This is a genomic window from Pseudomonas sp. 3B-A001-10F (assembly GCF_056313565.1).
Genome location: NZ_JBQYFW010000050.1, coordinates 1 through 20,018, shown reverse-complemented (window position 1 = coordinate 20,018; position 20,018 = coordinate 1). Strand labels below are relative to the sequence as shown.

General features: G+C 59.3%; 15 protein-coding genes. 10 read left to right on the top strand and 5 right to left on the bottom strand.

The window, feature by feature from the left end:
• Positions 1–126 precede the first annotated feature (126 nt).
• From AC0ZWN_RS27540 to AC0ZWN_RS27525, 4 genes are all read left to right on the top strand, one after another.
• Complete coding sequence (locus tag AC0ZWN_RS27540; protein ID WP_220556978.1) at positions 127–1,809, top strand: fatty acid--CoA ligase; 1,683 nt, start codon at positions 127–129, stop codon at positions 1,807–1,809.
• Positions 1,810–2,146: 337 nt separating this feature from the next.
• Positions 2,147–4,036, top strand: coding sequence for a DUF1302 domain-containing protein (locus tag AC0ZWN_RS27535; protein WP_016985157.1), 1,890 nt, complete (start codon positions 2,147–2,149; stop codon positions 4,034–4,036).
• Positions 4,037–4,063: 27 nt separating this feature from the next.
• Positions 4,064–5,428, top strand: a complete 1,365-nt coding sequence (locus AC0ZWN_RS27530; protein WP_095050635.1) for a DUF1329 domain-containing protein — start codon at positions 4,064–4,066, stop codon at positions 5,426–5,428.
• Positions 5,429–5,603: 175 nt separating this feature from the next.
• The gene (locus AC0ZWN_RS27525; RefSeq protein ID WP_476337505.1) at positions 5,604–8,336 is read left to right on the top strand and encodes a winged helix-turn-helix domain-containing protein; all 2,733 of its coding nucleotides are present in this window, start codon (positions 5,604–5,606) and stop codon (positions 8,334–8,336) included.
• A gap of 52 nt (positions 8,337–8,388) precedes the next feature.
• Here the strand turns inward: AC0ZWN_RS27525 and AC0ZWN_RS27520 are convergent, their stop codons facing one another.
• Genes AC0ZWN_RS27520 through AC0ZWN_RS27510 form a run of 3 tightly spaced genes read right to left on the bottom strand, consistent with a single transcriptional unit; the run spans position 8,389 to position 11,820 of the window.
• The gene (locus tag AC0ZWN_RS27520; protein ID WP_476337503.1) at positions 8,389–9,195 is read right to left on the bottom strand and encodes a PP2C family serine/threonine-protein phosphatase; all 807 of its coding nucleotides are present in this window, start codon (positions 9,193–9,195) and stop codon (positions 8,389–8,391) included.
• Between the two features lie 3 nt (positions 9,196–9,198).
• The gene (locus AC0ZWN_RS27515; RefSeq protein ID WP_186624765.1) at positions 9,199–9,873 is read right to left on the bottom strand and encodes a vWA domain-containing protein; all 675 of its coding nucleotides are present in this window, start codon (positions 9,871–9,873) and stop codon (positions 9,199–9,201) included.
• Between the two features lie 24 nt (positions 9,874–9,897).
• Positions 9,898–11,820, bottom strand: coding sequence for a protein kinase domain-containing protein (locus AC0ZWN_RS27510; RefSeq protein WP_476337501.1), 1,923 nt, complete (start codon positions 11,818–11,820; stop codon positions 9,898–9,900).
• 116 nt (positions 11,821–11,936) lie between these two features.
• Here AC0ZWN_RS27510 and AC0ZWN_RS27505 point away from each other — a divergent pair, with 116 nt between their 5' ends.
• Together AC0ZWN_RS27505 and AC0ZWN_RS27500 are read left to right on the top strand one after the other, a co-directional pair.
• Positions 11,937–12,581: an MBL fold metallo-hydrolase gene (locus tag AC0ZWN_RS27505; protein ID WP_476337499.1), complete on the top strand. Its 645-nt coding sequence runs from the start codon at positions 11,937–11,939 to the stop codon at positions 12,579–12,581.
• 118 nt (positions 12,582–12,699) lie between these two features.
• Positions 12,700–13,437, top strand: a complete 738-nt coding sequence (locus AC0ZWN_RS27500) for a YiaD family glycine zipper/OmpA-like lipoprotein (protein WP_099757148.1) — start codon at positions 12,700–12,702, stop codon at positions 13,435–13,437.
• A 254-nt stretch (positions 13,438–13,691) separates the two neighbouring features.
• Here AC0ZWN_RS27500 and AC0ZWN_RS27495 read toward each other — a convergent pair whose 3' ends face one another.
• A complete protein-coding gene (locus AC0ZWN_RS27495; RefSeq protein WP_007917055.1) occupies positions 13,692–14,126 on the bottom strand; it encodes a Z-ring associated ZapG family protein in 435 nt (144 codons plus the stop codon).
• A 144-nt stretch (positions 14,127–14,270) separates the two neighbouring features.
• Here AC0ZWN_RS27495 and AC0ZWN_RS27490 point away from each other — a divergent pair, with 144 nt between their 5' ends.
• From AC0ZWN_RS27490 to zapE, 3 genes are all read left to right on the top strand, one after another.
• Complete coding sequence (locus AC0ZWN_RS27490) at positions 14,271–14,900, top strand: alpha/beta hydrolase (RefSeq protein ID WP_476337518.1); 630 nt, start codon at positions 14,271–14,273, stop codon at positions 14,898–14,900.
• 24 nt (positions 14,901–14,924) lie between these two features.
• Positions 14,925–16,280: a tryptophan--tRNA ligase gene (locus AC0ZWN_RS27485; protein WP_476337496.1), complete on the top strand. Its 1,356-nt coding sequence runs from the start codon at positions 14,925–14,927 to the stop codon at positions 16,278–16,280.
• Positions 16,281–16,370: 90 nt separating this feature from the next.
• Positions 16,371–17,465: a cell division protein ZapE gene (gene zapE, locus AC0ZWN_RS27480; protein WP_034156483.1), complete on the top strand. Its 1,095-nt coding sequence runs from the start codon at positions 16,371–16,373 to the stop codon at positions 17,463–17,465.
• A 202-nt stretch (positions 17,466–17,667) separates the two neighbouring features.
• On the opposite strand, the gene AC0ZWN_RS27475 is transcribed toward zapE, so the two are convergent.
• On the bottom strand, positions 17,668–18,564 hold the full coding sequence (locus AC0ZWN_RS27475; protein WP_175555647.1) for a GlxA family transcriptional regulator: 897 nt from the start codon (positions 18,562–18,564) through the stop codon (positions 17,668–17,670).
• 250 nt (positions 18,565–18,814) lie between these two features.
• Here AC0ZWN_RS27475 and AC0ZWN_RS27470 point away from each other — a divergent pair, with 250 nt between their 5' ends.
• On the top strand, positions 18,815–19,951 hold the full coding sequence (locus AC0ZWN_RS27470; RefSeq protein WP_099757146.1) for an acyl-CoA dehydrogenase family protein: 1,137 nt from the start codon (positions 18,815–18,817) through the stop codon (positions 19,949–19,951).
• The last annotated feature ends 67 nt before the right edge of the window (positions 19,952–20,018 follow it).

Here is a 20,018-nt window from a genome sequence, read left to right as displayed (position 1 = left end):
ATGCTGGCGCAAAGCTAGCATTTGTACGGCTTTGCAAATCATTCCTTTGGCTGATTTGGCTGGCGTATAAGGGTTCTAGAGTACCAATCTCTACGCCAACACCGTGCAGTCAGAAAAGGGATTCTTATGTTGCAGACTCGCGTCATTCCCCCGGCCGATGGGGCCTACCAGTATCCATTGCTGATCAAACGGCTGCTGATGTCCGGCGCCCGTTACGAGAAAACCCGCGAGATCATTTACCGTGACCAGATTCGCTATAGCTACCCGACCCTGATCGAGCGTGTGGCGCGGTTGGCCAACGTGCTCACGGCGGCCGGTGTGAAGGCCGGTGACACCGTGGCGGTGATGGACTGGGACAGCCATCGTTACCTGGAGTGCATGTTTGCGATCCCGATGATTGGCGCGGTGATTCATACCATCAACGTGCGCCTGTCGCCGGAACAGATCCTCTACACCATGAACCACGCCGAGGACCGCTTTGTGCTGGTCAACAGCGAGTTCGTCGGTCTTTACCAGGCAATCGCACCGCACCTGAGCACGGTCGAGAAAACCCTGCTGCTGACTGATCTGCCGGAAAAAACCGCCGAGCTGCCGAACCTGGTCGGTGAGTACGAACAACTGCTGGCCGCCGCGAGCCCGCAGTACGACTTCCAGGACTTCGACGAAAACTCGGTCGCCACCACGTTCTACACCACCGGCACCACGGGCAATCCGAAAGGCGTGTATTTCACCCATCGGCAACTGGTCCTGCACACCATGGGCGTGTCGACGATCATGGGCGCGATCGACAGCGTACGCCTGCTCGGCACCAACGACGTGTACATGCCGATCACACCGATGTTCCATGTACACGCCTGGGGCCTGCCGTATGTGGCGACCATGCTTGGCCTCAAACAGGTTTATCCGGGGCGCTACGATCCGGAGTTTCTCGTCGAGTTGTGGCGCAAGGAGAAGGTTACCTTCTCCCACTGCGTGCCGACCATCCTGCAAATGCTGCTCAACGCCAAAGGCGCGCAAGGCACCGATTTCGGCGGCTGGAAAATTGTCATCGGCGGCAGCGCGCTCAATCGCACCTTGTATGAAACCGCCAAGGCGCGGGGCATTCAGCTCACCGCTGCGTACGGCATGTCGGAAACCGGGCCGCTTGTATCCTGTGCGCACCTCAATGATGAGTTGATGGCCGGCACTGAAGACGAACGCACCACCTACCGGATCAAGGCCGGTGTGCCGGGGCCGCTGGTGGAAGCGGCGATTGTCGATGCCGAGGGTAACTTTCTCCCGGCCGACGGCGAGACCCAGGGCGAACTGGTGCTGCGTGCGCCATGGCTCACCGAAGGCTATTTCAACGAACCGCAGAAGGGCGCCGAGCTCTGGGCTGGTGGCTGGTTGCACACCGGCGACGTTGCCACACTCGACAGCATGGGCGTGATCGACATCCGCGACCGCATCAAGGATGTGATCAAGACCGGCGGCGAGTGGATCTCTTCGCTGGATCTCGAAGACCTGATCAGCCGTCACGTTGCGGTACGCGAAGTAGCAGTGGTGGGCATCGCCGATCCGCAGTGGGGCGAGCGTCCGTTTGCCTTGCTAGTAATCCGTGAAGGGCATGTGATCGGGGCACGCGAGCTCAAGGAACACCTCAAGCCGTTCGTGGAATTGGGACACCTGAGCAAGTGGGCGATCCCGAGTCAGATCGCCCTTGTTACCGAAATTCCCAAGACCAGTGTCGGCAAGCTCGACAAGAAGCGCATCCGCCTCGACATCACCGAATGGCAGGCCAACAACAGCACCTTCCTCTCGACACTTTGAGTGTCTGCTGGCGCGCCGAAACCGGCGCGCCAGACCCACCAAGCAAGCGCTTGGCTTGTGAAATCGAAAAAATCAGCCATCCTTGCCGTGCCGACATGCGTCGGACTGGCGAAAGGACTGTTCCAGAGTGGTTGGCAGCTGCAAATCACACTTTAGAGGGATCAAGCAGTACCACCTGCTGGCTATAGTCCGCTCAAGGATTTTTAAGAACGGGGCACACGCACAAAACGGGGCGATGCATTTTTGGAGTGATTTCGGGTTGTCTCTGGCACCCGGTCCTTCAGGCGTTTTTAAAAGTACTCACTGCCATAACAATAATGCACATGGAGTAGCGTCGATGACCTCAGTAAACCAGTTCTGGCGCCGGGCGAAACTGCCTCTGGCAGTCAGTCTTGCCTCTTCGCTCGCCGGGCCCGCATTCGGCGTCAGTTTCAACGTCGGTGAAATCGAAGGCCAGTTCGACTCTTCCCTGTCGATCGGTGCCAGTTGGTCTACCCAGAGCCCGAACAAGAACCTCATCGGCGTCAACAACGGCGGCCATGGTCTGTCGCAGACTTCTGACGATGGCCACGCCAACTTCAAGAGCGGCGAAACCTTTTCGAAGATCTTCAAGGGCATCCATGACCTTGAACTGAAATACGGCGACACCGGCGTGTTTGTCCGTGGCAAATACTGGTACGACTTTGAGCTCAAGGACGAAAGCCGCGAGTTCAAGGACATCAGCGATTCGGGCCGTAAAGAGGGTGCCAAGTCGTCCGGCGGGCAGATCCTCGACGCCTTCGTCTACCACAACTACGCGATCGCCGATCAGCCAGGTTCCGTGCGTTTGGGCAAGCAGGTGGTGAGCTGGGGTGAAAGTACCTTCATCGGTGGCGGCATCAACTCGATCAACCCGATCGACGTTTCCGCGTTCCGTCGTCCGGGCGCCGAGATCAAGGAAGGCCTGATCCCGGTCAACATGTTCTACGTGTCCCAGAGCCTGACCGAAAACCTTTCGGCCGAAGCGTTCTATCAGCTGGAATGGGACCAGACCGTCGTCGATAACTGCGGCACGTTCTTCTCGCAGCCAGACATCGTTGCCGACGGTTGCAACGACAACCTGCGCGTGCTGAACAAGCGTTCGCAAATCCCGGCCATCGCCCTGGGGCCGTTGGCGGCCAACGGTGTCAACGTCAACGAAGAAGGCGTTCTGGTGCGCCGTGGTCCGGACCGCGATGCCCGTGACAGCGGCCAGTGGGGCGCGTCCTTCAAGTACATGTACGAACCGCTGGACACCGAGTTCGGCGCCTACTTCATGAACTACCACAGCCGTGCGCCGATCTTCAGCGCCACCGGTGCTCCGCAATCGGTCTACAACACCGCGCGCGCGCTGCCGGGGCCGTTTGCGGCACTTGCACCGTTGCTGGTCGCGGGTAACTCGAACTACTTCATTGAATACCCTGAAGACATTCGCCTCTACGGTCTGAGCTTCTCCACCACCCTGCCTACCGGTACGGCGTGGAGCGGTGAGATCAGCTACCGGCCGAACGCGCCGGTACAACTGAACTCCACCGACATTTTGTTTGCCGGTGTGCGTCCGATCGGCGGGGCACTGACCAACGCTTCGATCCTCAATGGCGTGCCGGGTCAGGACCTGCACGGTTACGAGCGTAAGGAAATCACCCAGATCCAGACCACGTTCACGCACTTCTTCGATCAGGTCATGGGCGCCAGCCGTCTGACCCTCGTCGGCGAAGTCGGCGCGACCTACGTCGGCGGGCTGGAAAGCCGTTCCGACAAGCGCTATGGCCGCGATCCGGTATACGGCCCGGGTGAGTTGCCGGCCACTGGCGGTGTGAATACCTGCGCCAATATTCTCAACGCCAGCACCATCAATGGTGCCGGGCCGGGCTCACCGCAGAACAACCGCAGCCGCAATTGCGACAACGACGGCTTCACCACCTCGATGTCGTGGGGCTACCGCGGTCGCGCCATCTGGGAATACAACGACGTCTTCGCCGGTGTGAACCTCAAGCCGAACGTGGCCTGGTCCCACGACGTCAGCGGTTACTCGCCAGGCCCTGGCGGCAACTTCGAGGAAGGTCGCAAAGCGGTCAGCCTGGGCGTCGATGCCGAATACCAGAACACCTACACCGCGAGCCTGGCGTACACCAACTTCTTCGACGGCAAGTACACCACTGTGGATGACCGCGACTTTGTTGCGCTCAGCTTCGGCGTGAACTTCTAAGCACTGCATTTCAGGACGAACGAATTTATGAAAATAACAAAGAGTCTGTTCCACGCCGGGGTTCTGGGTCTGTCGCTGCTGGCGACCGGCGTCATGGCCGCCGTGCCTGCTGCCGAAGCCGACAAACTGGGCAAGAGCCTGACGCCGATGGGCGCGGAAATGGCCGGTAACGCCGACGGTTCGATCCCGGCGTGGAAGCCGCTGCCGAAGAATGCCGGCTCGGTCGACAGCAAGGGTTTCCTGTCCAATCCATACGCCAGTGAGCAACCGCTGTTCACCATCACTGCGAAAGACGTCGACAAGTACAAGGACAAGCTGGCGCCAGGTCAGTACGCGATGTTCAAGCGTTACCCGGACACCTTCAAGATGCCGGTCTACCCGTCCCATCGTGGTGCGACCGTGCCGGATGACGTGTTCGCAGCGATCAAGAAAAACGCCACCACCACCAACCTGGTGTCCGGCGGCAACGGTCTGGAAAACTTCGATACCGCTGTACCGTTCCCGATTCCAAAAACCGGTGTGGAAGTCATCTGGAACCACATCACCCGCTATCGCGGCGGCAGCGTGACCCGTCTGGTGACCCAGGCCACACCTCAGCCGAACGGCTCGTACAGCCTGGTGTACTTCCAGGATCAGTTCGTGTTCCGCGACAAGATGAAGGACTACGATCCGGCGAACCCGGGCAACATCCTGTTCTACTTCAAGCAGAAAGTGACCGCGCCGGCACGTCTGGCCGGTGGTGTGCTGCTGGTGCACGAAACTCTCGATCAGGTGAAGGAACCACGTTCGGCGTGGGTCTACAACGCCGGCCAGCGTCGTGTGCGTCGTGCGCCACAAGTGTCCTACGACGGCCCGGGTACTGCGGCGGATGGCCTGCGTACCTCCGACAACCTCGACATGTTCAACGGTGCGCCGGATCGCTACGACTGGAAGCTCGAAGGCAAGAAAGAGATGTACATCGCCTCCGACAGCTACAAGCTCGACGATCCGAAACTGAAGTACGCCGACATCATCAAGGCCGGTCACATCAACCAGGATCTGGCACGTTACGAGCTGCGCCGCGTCTGGCATGTGGTTGCCACCCTGAAAGAAGGTCAGCGTCACATCTACGCCAAACGTGACTTCTACATCGACGAAGACACCTGGCAAGCCGCCGTGATCGATCACTACGACGGTCGTGGCCAACTGTGGCGCGTCGCCGAAGCGCATGCCGAGAACTACTACGACAAGCAAGTGCCGTGGTATGCCCTGGAAACCCTCTACGACTTGCAGTCCGGCCGCTATCTGGCACTGGGCATGAAGAACGAGGAAAAGAGTGCGTATGACTTCGGTTTCACCGCCACCACCAGCGACTTCACCCCGGCCGCACTGCGTCAGGATGGCGTTCGCTAACCCGCTGTAACCCGAGGCCGCATCCTCGTGAAAACGCCCCGACTGGTTCGGGGCGTTTTTTTGCGTGTAGCCTTTTTGTAGCCATTTGTAGCAGCAACCTTCATAACCGGTTCGTTTAAGGCTAGTCTGCGGACATCTGCAACGCCGCCAACAGCAATTCGAACAAGAGCCGGCCATGACTGATCTGTCCCCACTTCCGGGTCCCGCAAGCGTTGCCATCGCGGCACTGGACGGGCGTTTTTTCCGCCCGCCGCTGCCCGACGGCTACGTCTTGCGACCACGCCTTTGCGAGCGCCTGCAGGCCGGGCTCGGTGGGCGTCTGTTGCTGGTCAGTGCTCCCGCCGGGTTCGGCAAGAGCTCGCTGGCGGTGGAGTTCTGTCAGAGTCTGCCGGCACACTGGCAAAGCCTTTGGCTGGGCCTGAGTCCTCGCGACAGCGACCCGGGGCGCTTTCTCGAACGTCTGCTCGAAGGCTTGCAGGACTACTTTCCGCAACTGGGCAGTCGCGCACTCGGCCTGCTGAAAATGCGCCAGCGCCATCAGCCCTTTGCCTTCGAAGAATGGCTCGACGGCTTGCTCGATGAACTGACCCTGCACCTCGATCCCGGCGCGCCACTGCTGTTGGTGCTCGACGATTACCATCTTGCGCAAGGCCCGGTGCTCGATCGCTGCCTGCAGTTTTTCCTCAACCATTTGCCCGATGGCTTGCTGGTCATGGTCACCAGTCGCCAGCGCCCGGACTGGCATCTGGCGCGCTTGCGTCTGTCACGGCAGTTGCTGGAGTTGCATGAAGCGGATCTGCGCCTGACTCACGACGAAGCCCTGACCTTGCTCGATCGCCACAGCAGTTCGCTGCGCGGTGAAGCGCTGGAAAACCTGATCCAGCGCAGCGAAGGCTGGGTCGCCGGTTTGCGGTTCTGGCTGCTCGCGGTGTCTGAGGCCGGCAGCGATGCTGCGTTACCGCAAGCGTTGAACGGTGGGGAAGGGCTGATCCGCGACTATCTGCTGGAAGAGGTCATCGATTGCCTGCCGGCCGAGGTGCAAGCCTTTCTGTACGACACCGCCCCCCAGGAACGCTTTTGCAGCGAGTTGTGCGACGCCGTTCGCGAAGCCCACGACAGCGCCGAGATCCTGCGTTTCCTGTTGGCCCATCAGGTCTTTCTGGTGCCGCTGGACGAGCACGGTCACTGGTATCGTTATCACCATTTATTTTCGGATTTGTTGCGCAGTCGGCCGATTGCTCAGGCGATGGTGCCGACTGCAACGCTGCACCTGCGTGCCTGTCGCTGGTTCAACGCACAAGGGCTGCTGGATGAAGCCGTGGAGCAGGCGTTGCGTGCCGGTCACCTGGATGTCGCGGCAAATCTGGTACAGAACCTCTCGGAGGAGCAACTGCTGGCCGAGCAAAACGTCGGCATGCTGCTGCGCTGGAAAATGGACCTGCCAGACAGCCTGTTGATCAGCACCCCGCGCTTGATCGTGTTGTACAGCTGGGCGCTGGGGCTGGCCTGTCAGCTGGATGCCGCCGAAGAGTTGTCCAGCCATCTGAGCCGTTTCCTGCCGGCGCCTTCCGCTACCGCGCAAAAGTCGATGCTGGCGCAATGGCTGGCGTTGAGCGGGATCATCGCTCGAGGGCGTGGGCATCGGGAGTTGACGATCAGATATTGCACCGAGGCCCTGGAAAGCCTGCCGGCCAAACGTTATGGCCAACGGCTGATGTGTCTATCGACCTTGTCCAATCTGGCCATTGCCGATGGCGATCTGTGGCGCGCACGCGGTCTTAACCGCGAATCCCTGGAGCTGGCGCAGCGGGTCGGCAATCCGTTGTTCGAAGCTTTGGCCCATTACGACCGTGCACGGGTGTTGCAATCGCGTGGCGAAATCCTGCGCGCACTCGATGAAGTCCATCAGGGCCTGGGGCGACTGCGTGGTTTGTCGCCACAACGTCTGTACGCGGTGCGCGCTCGGCTGACGTTGTATGAGGGTTTTCTGTTGGCCATGCGCTTGCAGCCTCAGGCGGCACGCGTGCGGTTGTTGGCCGGGATCAGCGAGGCACGAGCCTGTCGCGATATCAGCGTATTGATCGGCCATTGCGTCATCGCTCGACTGGATGGCGGCAGCGGCGAGTTCGCCAAGGCCTTTGCCGAACTCGCCGAAGCCGAACGCCTGATGCACATCTGGGACGTGCCGCCGATCTACTATCTGGCGATGATCACGCTGGTCAAATGTGAACTATGGCTGGCGCAGGGCCGTACTGATCTGGCCGAGGCGTGGCTGGCGCGGTTGGGCCAGACCTACACCGGCGAACGCGCCGCTGCGCCGCCGGAGTTCCATCCACAACTGCCGCTGCATGTGGAACTGCAACAGGCTTTGCTCGACCTGAATCAGGGCCAACCGATGCTCGCCGAAGGGCGTTTGAACGTCTTGCATGAAAACGGCCAGCAAACCGGCCGGCAGTTGCTCAGTGTGATGGCGTTGACGCAGAAGGTGGCGCTGTTGCTGGCAGGCGGTCGAGAGGCAGAAGCCCGCAAGGCATTGGGTCAGGCGCTGGAAGCAGCCGCCGGAGGCGTGCTGCAGCCGTTCGATGCCTTGATGAAGGGGCACGAGAATTGGCTGCGAAGCCAATTGCAGACTTCGCCGGCGCTCACAGGACAGCAACTGCTTGAACACTTCCCGCCAGCGACGTCTCGCCCGGTTGTGGATTGCGCAGTGGCTGAGCAACTCAGTAGCCGCGAACTGGCGGTACTACGCCTGATCGCCCAAGGCTGTTCGAATCAGCAGATCAGTGAACAGTTGTTTATCTCTTTGCACACCGTGAAAACCCACGCCAGCCATATCAACAGCAAGTTGGGGGTCGAGCGGCGCACGCAAGCGGTGGCCCGGGCGAAAGAATTGGGGGTGTTGCAGTAACCGTAGCTGGATGCCTCTGGCGCAAGGCGAACCTTGGGCCAGAGGTTGTCGATCACTTCGCTTCGTCAGCGTCCACGCCTTTTATCGACCGCTCACGTTCAAGAATCGACATCAGGCCCAAGGCGCAATCATCGGTAGTTTTGCTGGCGATGGACTGTTGCAGGTTCTCGCTCAGCACAGCTTTGAATTTTCTCCCAGGCAACGTCGCATTCCACCCCAGCAGTGTCTTGACTGCCGGTGCGGGTGCTCCGCTGGATTTTTGATAAAGGCTTTCTGCGCTGCCGTCACTCATGATCGCAAAGCCGGTTGGCGTGTCGATGTGGCCGCGGTACAACCGTAGCTTCGATATCGCTTTAGGGTCAGTCAGAAACCAGGTGGTATTGGCGTATTCACCGTTTTCTGGAGGCGAGAGAGTCTGGAGTTGCCCGTCCGAATCAATGCTTGCGATGACACCATCGCCCAAGTGCCCGGCCATGTAGCGACCCTGCGAGTAAGCAACGAACGACAGGGTGCACGCCAGATCGTTGATGTCGCCGCCGTGCTTGGCGGATTTGCGCCTGAATGCGTCCAGACAGCGATTGACCAGACGCTGGGCTGCCTTCGCATGGATTTTTTCCATATTTTGCCAAAGGCTTTCAAAATTCTTGCAGACGTAGGCGAGTGTCGCGGTGACCGCGACCTGGGCGCCGATGTCCGACCGGGCTCTGGAGCCCGCACCGTCAGCCAGGGCTATGCAGGTCACGCCGTTGGACTCTCTTGCCGCGACATAGTCCTGGCAAGGTGTTTGAGTTTTCAGGTGCGAGCGCCCCGCGACCGACGCGAAAGCGGTTTTACAGGTGAAGTCCGGGAGGTCAGACATGGCTCAGACCTGTCCCCAGGCTTCGATGCCTTTGATATCCAGTGGCACTGCGTCACCGGGTGTCGACTGTGAGGCACGGGAAACACTTTTGCTCAGCCAGGCAAAAAACTCGTTGAAGCGCAGGCCTTTGAGGCGCAGTGGCGGGCGTGACGGCGAAAATAGAGCCAGCGATTCTACGTTCGCGGCTTTACCGATTGCGATGGGGAACACGGTCAGTTTGCGTTTGCTGATCATGTCGCTGACGCGAGTGGCTGCTTCGCTAATGTCATCGGTTGGCTCGCCATCCGTCATGAGAACCATCCACGGCTGAAAGTAATCCACGCCAGCCTGTTGATAATCCTCTTTGCGCGCTTCCAGCAAATCCAGAGCGATGCCCACGGCGTGCCCCATCGGGGTCATGCCGGAAGCGACCAGCGGCGGCACGTCCTGACGGCTGATGGAACCGAAATCCATGACTTTCTGCGCTGTTCCGCCAAAAGTCACGATGCAGATTTCAGCGGCATATTGCGCTATTTCATCGTCCTTGATTGCTTCGAAAAACTGTTGAACGCCCGAGTGCAGTTCTGCAATAGGCTCGCCTTCCATCGATCCGCTGACATCCAGCACGAGGCAGACGGGTACGCGTGTGGTCGGGTTCTCAGCAAGTTCTTCCTGACTGAGGAGATAGTTGTCTGGCATGGAATTGTCCTTGTGGGGTGAGCGTTACAGCCAACGCTTCAAGAGTCGTTTGAACCAGCGCAAAAAGATGTTTTGCCGATTGCTCGCGTGCACTGGCAATGGTCGATAGGGTTGCGGTCGAGCGGAAGTCGGTTGCTGCAGCGGCCTTGCCGCTGTTGGGCTAGCGGTCGCAGGTGCAGCCGTGGGCGCAGGACGGTTCGGTGCCGGTGCCGCCACTTTGGGAGGCGGGGGCGGCGTTGGTCGAGGCGCGATGGGCGCCGGAGGTGGCGCCGCACGCTGGCCGGCCTGCTCGATTTTCTTTTGGCTCTCACTGGCCAGCTTTTTCAGTTTCGCTGTTTTCTGGCAGTCCGAGCATATGGTCGGCTTGCCTGCCGCCTTCATTTTTTCAAACCAGTCCTTGGCCACCTTGTGGGGCTTTTTGCAACTGCCACAGACGTCTTCAACGGGATCTTTGATATGAAACGCGGCAGGAAACAAATCATCGCAATGTTTGCCTTTGCGTAACCCTTCGCCGTACTGAGTCAGCAGTTTCAGCCAGTCATCAATGGGGCGTCGCTGATTGTCTTCGAAAGTATTGCTGAATGCCTGTTTGAGCGGATACGGCAAATGACTCCAGATATGCTGCCAGACGCCCACCGGCGCGACGCTTGCCCGGCCGATGCCGCTGCCCTTTTTGAATCGGTAGGGGAAGTTCATGTTCTTGATGTTGTCGGAAGCCGTTCCGCCACCCTGTTGAGAATAGGGTGGTTTGCCCGGCAGCAGGATCATGAACAGCATGGTGGCGATGGCGAAGAGCTCGTGATTTTTTGTGCGCAGGTAGTCGCCATATTTTTCGTCCTGGATTTCCGGCGCGGTGAACGGCACCGTGCCCACTTCGCAGGGGAAATGTGCAATCTGGAAGCTGTCGGTATCGACCATCCAGACCTTGTTGCTGTCTGCCGTCACGAGCAGGTTCATCGGATTGATGTCGCCCACGATGATATTCAGCGAGTGCAGATAGTGCACCTGTTTCAAAAAGGCGCTCGCGACATTCACCAGGTCACGCCGCGTCCATTTCGCGAAGGTCTTCAGCAGTACCTGTTTGACGAATACCGTGCTGTGAAGTGTTCTGCCATCCGCGCGAGGCATGACATAACCGACGAACTCCTTTTGCGCATTGAACACCAGCTCGGTCGGCCAGCAAATGCCGGGTTCGACGATTTTACGCGTCACCATCAGGCTGATTTTCTCGCGGCGCCGGGTCGTGAGTTTTTCAATGTGATAGATCTTGCAGACTTCTGCGTTGCCAGCCACGGCATGGATCGTTCCTTCTCCGCCGGCGCTGATGGCTTTATCCAGGGTCAATTGACGACCGCTCGAGGTGGTCACCACCGAGCCTTCCGCGACACGTTCACCTTGGTTGCGAATAACCATGTCGGCAGTGAGGAGCGGGGTTGCCGGCATGTCGAAAGGCACGATCGATGCTGGTGCTGGTGCTGGTGCAGGTGCACTTTTAGGTGGTCGCGACGGTGCCTGTCCGGTCCAGCGCTGGGCTCTGGCCTGCGCGGCTTTGCACTGCGCGAGCTGCGATTCGTCGCATGTCAGTAGCAGCAGATCGTAATGGCGGCACAAGTCGACGACTTCTACCGACGGGCTTTGCTCCGGCGGCGCGGTCGTGCGTTTGAGCGCGAAGATCGCTTGGCCATTGAACGAGCATTCGGCCAGCAGATCGCCGGGATGCAGCGCTGTACCTTTAGGGAGCGCACGGTGCGGCCGAGACGGTTTGCCGATGAAGTAGCGAAAAAAATCCCGTGCGTTGCGGTGGACCTGCTCGTTTCCCTCGGTCAGGGACTGAAGCTTCAGAAGATCGGAATGGGCGATAAAAGGCAGACCATTCCTGGCGCGAATGCGGTTGATAATGTCCGGGTCCAGAAAAAGGACGCTTTTATCGACGAGCACGTGTTCCATAGAGTGGGGCATTGGCTTCCTGCCGTCTTGTTTCAAAATTGGCACGGCGCGAGGATACCCCATCAATTTTGCGCATCACAACCGCAGTGGCACGCCTTGGCATCAGGATCAAAACCATGCAAACCCCGAACACAGCGCTCATCCGCGAAACCTTTCCCGTCGGCCCGCTCCAGTGCAACTGCACCATCATCGGCGACCCGATCAGCAAAAAAGCCATCGTCGTCGACCCGGGTGGTAATCCTGACCTGATCATGGCGCGCCTTGATGCGCATGGCCTGAAAGTCGTCAGCATTATTCACACCCACGCGCATCTCGATCACTTCCTCGCTTCCGGGCAGATGAAGGAAAAAACCGGCGCGACCCTGCATTTGCACAAGGAAGACCAGTTCCTTTGGGACAACCTCGAAATGCAGTGCCAGATGTTCGGTGTGCCGTACACACCGGTGCCATCGCCAGATCGCTGGTTGAGCGACGATGAGGAACTGGCCTGCGGTTGCGGTGTTGCCCTGCACACGCCGGGACATACACCCGGTTCCATGAGCTTTTGGTTTTCCGAGGCTAAGCTGTTGATAGCCGGCGACACGTTGTTTCGTCGCGGCGTAGGGCGCACGGATTTGTGGGGCGGCGATCAGGCGACCATCGTGCGTTCGATCAAGCAGCGGCTATACACCTTGGACGAGGACGCGACCGTGGTGACCGGACATGGGCCGGATACGCGTCTGGGTGATGAAATGCGCGAAAACCCGTTTGTGCGCGCCTAAATATTTTGTCACGAGTGCCCGGCGGAATTTTTGTGCATTGTCATGATCAAACGCCCGCGCAGGTCCATTTAACCCAGTGGCCGCTGCACCACAGAATGCGAAAAACCAGGAGCTCTCCATGTTCACCACGCGTCGTTTGATTATTGTCGCTACTGCCGTGGCCTTGCTGTCCGGCTGCGCCTCGCCTAACCCGTATGACAATCAGGGCCAGGCCGACGGTGGCTCGCAAGGCATGAGCAAAACCGCCAAATACGGTGGCCTCGGTGCACTCGCCGGCGCACTGGCCGGTGCCGCCATCGGTCACGACAACCGCGGCAAAGGTGCCTTGATCGGTGCGGCGGTGGTGGGTGCGTCCGCCGCCGGTTACGGTTATTACGCCGACCAGCAAGAAAAGAAACTGCGCGCGAGCATGGCCAACACTGGCGTTGAAGTGCAGCGCCAAGGCGATCAGATCAAACTGATCATGCCGGGCAACATCACCTTCGCTACCGATTCGGCGAACATCGCGTCCAGCTTCTACCAGCCGCTGAACAACCTGGCCAACTCGTTGAAAGAATTCAACCAGAACCAGATCGAAATTGTCGGCTACACCGACAGTACCGGCAGCCGCCAGCACAACATGGACCTGTCCCAGCGTCGTGCGCAGAGCGTGGCGACTTACCTGACTTCGCAAGGTGTCAGCGGCGCCAACCTGTCGGCCCGTGGCGCCGGTCCGGATAACCCGATTGCCAGCAACGGTGATGTGAATGGCCGGGCGCAGAACCGTCGGGTTGAAGTCAACCTGAAGGCGATCCCGGGCCAGCAGTATGGTGGTCAGCAGCAACAGCAGCCGGGTACGGTTCAGCAGTATCCGTAAGCGCTTGTCAGAATGAAAAAAATGCCCGGTCCTGCGATCGGGCATTTTTTTGTCTGGCCTGTGCCGGCCCCTTCGCGAGCAAGCTCGCTCCCACAGGGTTAGGTGTGGAACACAACTTTTGTGTACATCATCAATTCCTGTGGGAGCGAGCTTGCTCGCGAAGGGGGCATAACAATCAGGCACAAATCATCGGATACAAAAAAGCCCCCGGACACATCACTGTCCGGGGGCTTTTTGTTTTCAGCGAAGACTGATTACTTCTTCAGACCATAATGCTCATCGAGCATGCCCGGCGAGTTCGGGGTCTTCGGTGCGTAGTCGCGCGGTGGCTCCTGATCGCGCGGTGGCGTCAGGCGTTCGCGTGGCGCGACTGCCGCGTCAGCGTGCAGGGCAGCGATCAGGCGCTGGCGGGTCTGCTCGTCCAGGGCCAGACGATTGGCACCCTCGGCGAGATGATCCTGCACTTCCTGATAGCTCTGGGTCAGCTTCTTGACCAGCATCGCGGTGCTGTTGAAGTGGGTGACCACTTCGTTTTGATAACTGTCGAAACGCTCCTGGATATCATCCAGTTGACGCTGCGTACGGCTCGGCGCAGCGTTCGGCGCAACGCGCGCGATCAGGAATCCAATGGCGACACCCACAACCAGGGCAAGAGTCGGTAACAACCAAACTAAGAGCGAGTGTTCCACGAGTCCTTCCTCTATAAACGGCTTTGCTTTACGTTAACGGCTCGAACCTGCGCTGTATACCGCGATTCACTCGCAATAGATTGGCACAGACAATTTGCTAGACGAGTCGACCCGATTCGAGGTCACGGAGTTCCTTCCTTGCTGATGCGTGAAACCCCTGTAGTGATTGACGGCCCTGTGGGTCAACTTGAGTCTCTGTACCTGGATAACGAGCAGCCAATCGGCATCGCGCTGATCTGCCATCCGAACCCGGTGCAGGGCGGCACCATGCTCAACAAGGTCGTCTCGACCTTGCAGCGCACCGCGCGCGACGCCGGCCTGATCACCTTGCGCTTCAACTATCGCGGCGTTGGCGCCAGCGAAGGCTCCCACGACATGGGCACCGGCGAGGTCGACGATGCTCAGGCTGCCGCTGCCTGGCTGCGCGAGAAACACCCGAATCTGCCGCTGACCCTGTTCGGTTTCTCCTTCGGCGGATTTGTTGCAGCAAGTCTCGGCGGTCGACTCGAAGCGCAGGGCGTGCAGCTCAAGCACCTGTTCATGGTCGCGCCAGCGGTGATGCGTCTTAGCGAACAGGATCAATTGCCACAAGATGGCGAACTCACCGTGATCCAGCCGGAAACCGACGAAGTCATCGATCCGCAGCTGGTCTACGCCTGGTCGGAAAAACTCCAGCGCCCCCATGAGCTGCTGAAAGTGGCAGAATGCGGACACTTTTTTCATGGCAAGCTGACCGATCTCAAGGATCTGATCCTGCCGCGTCTCTCGAATTGATTGCAGTCTGACAAGCGATTACCCATGACGAACCGTACCCGTATCCTCACCGGCATCACCACCACCGGCACGCCGCACCTGGGCAACTACGCCGGCGCCATCCGCCCGGCGATCCTCGCCAGCCGCGACAGCAATGCCGATTCGTTCTACTTCCTGGCCGACTACCACGCCCTGATCAAATGCGATGACCCGCTGCGCATCCAGCGCTCGCGTCTGGAAATCGCCGCGACCTGGCTGGCCGGTGGCCTCGATGTCGACCGCGTGACCTTCTACCGCCAGTCCGACATCCCGGAAATCCCTGAGCTGACCTGGCTGCTGACCTGTGTTGCCGCCAAGGGCCTGCTCAATCGTGCGCACGCTTACAAGGCGTCGGTGGACAAGAACGTCGAAACCGGTGAAGACCCGGACGCCGGCATCACCATGGGCCTCTACAGCTACCCGGTGCTGATGGCCGCAGACATTCTGATGTTCAACGCGCACAAGGTGCCGGTCGGTCGTGACCAGATCCAGCACGTGGAAATGGCCCGTGATATAGGCCAGCGCTTCAACCATCTGTTCGGTCAGGGCAAAGAGTTCTTCACCATGCCCGAAGCACTGATCGAAGAGAGCGTGGCGACGTTGCCAGGCCTCGACGGGCGCAAGATGTCGAAGAGCTACGACAACACCATCCCGTTGTTCTCCAGCGCCAAAGAGATGAAGGACGCGATTTCGCGGATCGTCACCGACTCCAAAGCGCCAGGCGAAGCCAAGGATCCGGACAACTCGCACCTGTTCACCTTGTTTCAGGCGTTCGCCACACCGGCGCAGGCTGATGAGTTCCGCAGCGAACTGCTCGGTGGTCTGGGGTGGGGCGAGGCGAAGAACCGTCTGTTCCAGTTGCTCGACAACGAACTGGGCGAAGCGCGCGACAAGTATCACCAGTTGATCGAGCGCCCGGCAGACCTGGAAGACATCCTGCAGATCGGCGCCAAGAAGGCCCGCGCCGTGGCGACGCCGTTCCTCAATGAATTGCGCGAAGCCGTTGGCCTGCGTTCCTTCGTTAATCAGGTGCAAGTCGCCGCGACGACAAAGAAGAAAGCCGCAAAATCCGCACGTTTCGTCAGCTTCCGCGAAGACGACGGCAGCTTCCGTTTCCGTCTGCTGGCGGCCGATGGCGAGCAATTGCTGCTGTCGCGCAACTTCGCCGACGGCAAAACCGCCGGGCAGGTGACCAAGCAACTGCAATCCGGCCAACCGCTGGACGTGCGCAGCGAAGACCTGAGCTTCAGCGTCTGGCTGGAGGGCGAATGTGTTGGCGACAGCCCGGCATTCGCTGACACTGCTGCGCGGGACGCGGCCATCGAGGCTCTGCGCGTCGCGCTGACCCCGGTTCAGGACTAATCGGCGGCACGGTCCGACCAAGGGCCGATTGCCATTCCCACGGGCCGTCGCTACAGTGACGGCCCGTTTTTGTTGCCTTGCTAACGAATTATGACGCCCCTAGAACGATACCAAGCTGATCTGAAACGCCCGGACTTCTTCCATGACGCCGCGCAGGAAACTGCTGTGCGTCATTTGCAGCGTCTGTACGAGGATCTGATCGCCGCCGATCAGAACAAGCCGGGTCTGCTGAGCAAACTGTTCGGCAAAAAGGATCAGACGCCGGTCAAGGGCCTGTATTTCTGGGGCGGCGTGGGTCGCGGCAAGACTTACCTGGTCGACACCTTCTTCGAAGCACTGCCGTTCAAGGAAAAGACCCGCACTCACTTCCACCGCTTCATGAAGCGTGTGCACGAAGAAATGAAAACCCTCGGCGGCGAGAAAAACCCGCTGACCATCATCGCCAAGCGCTTTGCGACTGAGTCGCGGGTGATCTGCTTCGATGAATTCTTTGTCTCCGACATCACCGACGCGATGATCCTCGGCACGCTGATGGAAGAACTGTTCAAGAACGGCGTGACCCTGGTCGCGACCTCGAACATCGTTCCGGACGGCCTGTACAAGGACGGTCTGCAACGTGCGCGTTTCCTGCCGGCGATTGCGCTGATCAAGCAGAATACCGAGATCGTCAACGTCGACAGCGGCGTCGACTACCGTCTGCGTCACCTCGAACAAGCCGAGCTGTTCCACTATCCGCTCGACGAAGCTGCTCACGAAAGTCTGCGCAAGAGCTTCAAGGCGCTGACGCCGGAATGCACTGCTGCGGTCGAAAACGATGTGCTGATGATCGAAAACCGCGAAATCCGTGCCCTGCGCACATGTGACGACGTGGCGTGGTTCGACTTCCGTGAGCTGTGCGACGGCCCGCGTAGCCAGAACGACTACATCGAACTGGGCAAGATCTTCCACGCCGTGCTGCTAAGCGGTGTCGAGCAGATGAGCGTCACCACTGACGACATTGCGCGCCGCTTCATCAACATGGTCGACGAGTTCTACGACCGTAACGTGAAGCTGATCATTTCGGCTGAAGTCGAGCTGAAGGATCTGTACACCGGCGGCCGTTTGAACTTCGAATTCCAGCGTACGCTGAGCCGTCTGCTGGAGATGCAATCGCACGAATTCCTGTCGCGGGCGCACAAGCCTTAAGCAGAATCGCGAAACAAAAAAGGGCCTGCAATTGCAGGCCCTTTTTTTATCTCGAATTCACCGGCCCGCGCACACTGATCGTTCCCACGCTCCGCGTGGGAATGCATACCGTGACGCTCTGCGTCACATTCCGGGGCGGACGCAGAGCGTCCATTGGCAGCATTCCCACGCAGAGCGTGGGAACGATCAACGGGGGGGAGGGTTAGGCGGCTTGTTGGAACTGCTGCCGATACTGGTTCGGCGACAGTTCAGTATGCTGACGGAACAGCCGCGCAAAGAAGCTCGCATCGTCGTAACCGACCTCATAACTGATGGTCTTGATGCTCTTGCGGCTGCCGGACAGCAAACCTTTCGCGGTTTCGATACGCAGGCGTTGCAGGTAATGCAATGGCTTGTCACCGGTGGCGGTCTGGAAGCGGCGCATGAAGTTACGGATGCTCATGCCGTGCTCGCGGGCGACGTCTTCGAAGCGGAACTTGTCGGCGAAATGCTCTTCGAGCCAGTGCTGGATCTGCAGGATAATCACGTCCTGATGCAGCTTCTGCCCACCGAAACCGATGCGTCCCGGCGCATAGCTGCGCTGCACTTCATAGAGAATGTCGCGGGCCACGGCTTGCGCGACGTTGGCCCCACAGAAACGCTCGATCAAGTAGATGTAAAGATCGCAGGCTGACGTGGTACCGCCGGCGCAATACAAGTTGTCGGCATCGGTCAGGTGCTTGTCCTGATTGAGATAGACCTTGGGAAAGCGCTCGGCGAATGCATTGAAGAAACGCCAGTAGGTGGTCGCTTCCTTGCCGTTGAGCAGGCCGGCCTCGGCCAGCCAGAACACCCCGGTGGCTTCGCCGCACAACACCGCGCCACGAGCGTGCTGTTCACGCAGCCAGGGCAACACTTGGGGATAACGGCCGCACAGCGTGTCGAAATCGTCCCAGAACGCCGGGAGGATAATGACGTCGGCGTTTTCCAGGCCACCGTCGACCGGCATTACCACGTCACTGAAGCTGTTCACCGGTTTGCCGTCGGGGCTGACCAGGCGTGTTTCGAACGCCGGTGTCAGGCCGTGACCCAGTTGTTTGCCATAACGCAGGCTGGCCAGATGGAAGAAATCCTTGGCTTGCATGAGAGTGGAAGCGAAAACCCGGTCGATTGCCAGGATGCTGACGCGCCGCAAGGGCGTGGAGACTTGCTTGGACATAATTCAACTTTTGTTTTGTTTTTATAAGGGAAAGTGGTCACCAGACGGCTGGATCGTCTTATTTTTTGTCGGATGTGTCCAGTGTCCTGTGTCAGAGGGGAGGCTTAGTCTCTGAAGGCCATCTCCCGCCAACAACAAAGAAAGGTGCCGCATGATCCCCAGAACCTTGTTCAGCTCCGAGCACGAATTGTTTCGCGACAGCGTCCGCACCTTCCTCGAAAAAGAGGCGGTGCCGTTCCATGCGCAATGGGAGAAACAGGGCCATATCGACCGCAAACTGTGGAACAAGGCCGGGGAGGCGGGGATGCTCTGCTCGCACCTGCCGGAAGAATACGGCGGCCTGGGGGCGGACTTTCTCTACAGTGCGGTGGTGATCGAGGAGGTCGGGCGACTGGGCCTGACCGGCATCGGCTTCTCGCTGCATTCGGACATTGTCGCGCCGTACATCCTGCATTACGGCAGCGAGGCGCTGAAGCACAAATACCTGCCGAAACTGGTTTCGGGCGAGATGGTCACGGCCATCGCCATGACCGAGCCGGGGGCGGGTTCCGATCTGCAAGGTGTGAAGACCACCGCTGTGCTGGACGGTGACGACTATGTGATCAACGGTTCGAAAACCTTCATTACCAACGGCTTTCTCGCGGATCTGGTGATCGTGGTGGCCAAGACCGACCCAAAGGCCGGCGCCAAGGGCACCAGCCTGTTTCTGGTGGAAGCGGGTACGCCGGGTTTCGATAAGGGCAAGCGCCTTGAGAAGGTTGGCATGAAGGCGCAGGACACGTCGGAATTGTTTTTCCAGGACGTGCGCGTGCCGAAAGAAAACCTGCTGGGGCAGGCCGGGGCCGGGTTTGCTTATCTGATGCAGGAATTGCCTCAGGAACGTCTGACGGTGGCGATCGGTGGCCTGGCTTCAGCTGAAGCTGCGTTGCAATGGACGCTTGATTACACCCGCGATCGCAAGGCCTTCGGCAAAGCCATTGCCGACTTCCAGAACACCCGCTTCAAGCTGGCCGAGATGGCCACGGAAATTCAGATCGGCCGAGTGTTCGTCGATAAATGTCTGGAGCTGCACCTGCAAGGCAAGCTCGACGTGCCGACGGCGGCGATGGCGAAATACTGGGGCACCGATCTGCAATGCAAGGTGCTCGACGAGTGCGTGCAGTTGCATGGCGGTTACGGCTTCATGTGGGAGTACCCGGTGGCCCGGGCGTGGGCGGATGCGCGGGTGCAGCGGATCTATGCTGGCACCAATGAAATCATGAAGGAGATTATTGCGCGGTCACTTTGAGTTTTGCAGTGCTTTGACGGGCCCTTTCGCGAGCAGGCTCGCTCCCACAAGGATCACGCTGTACCTG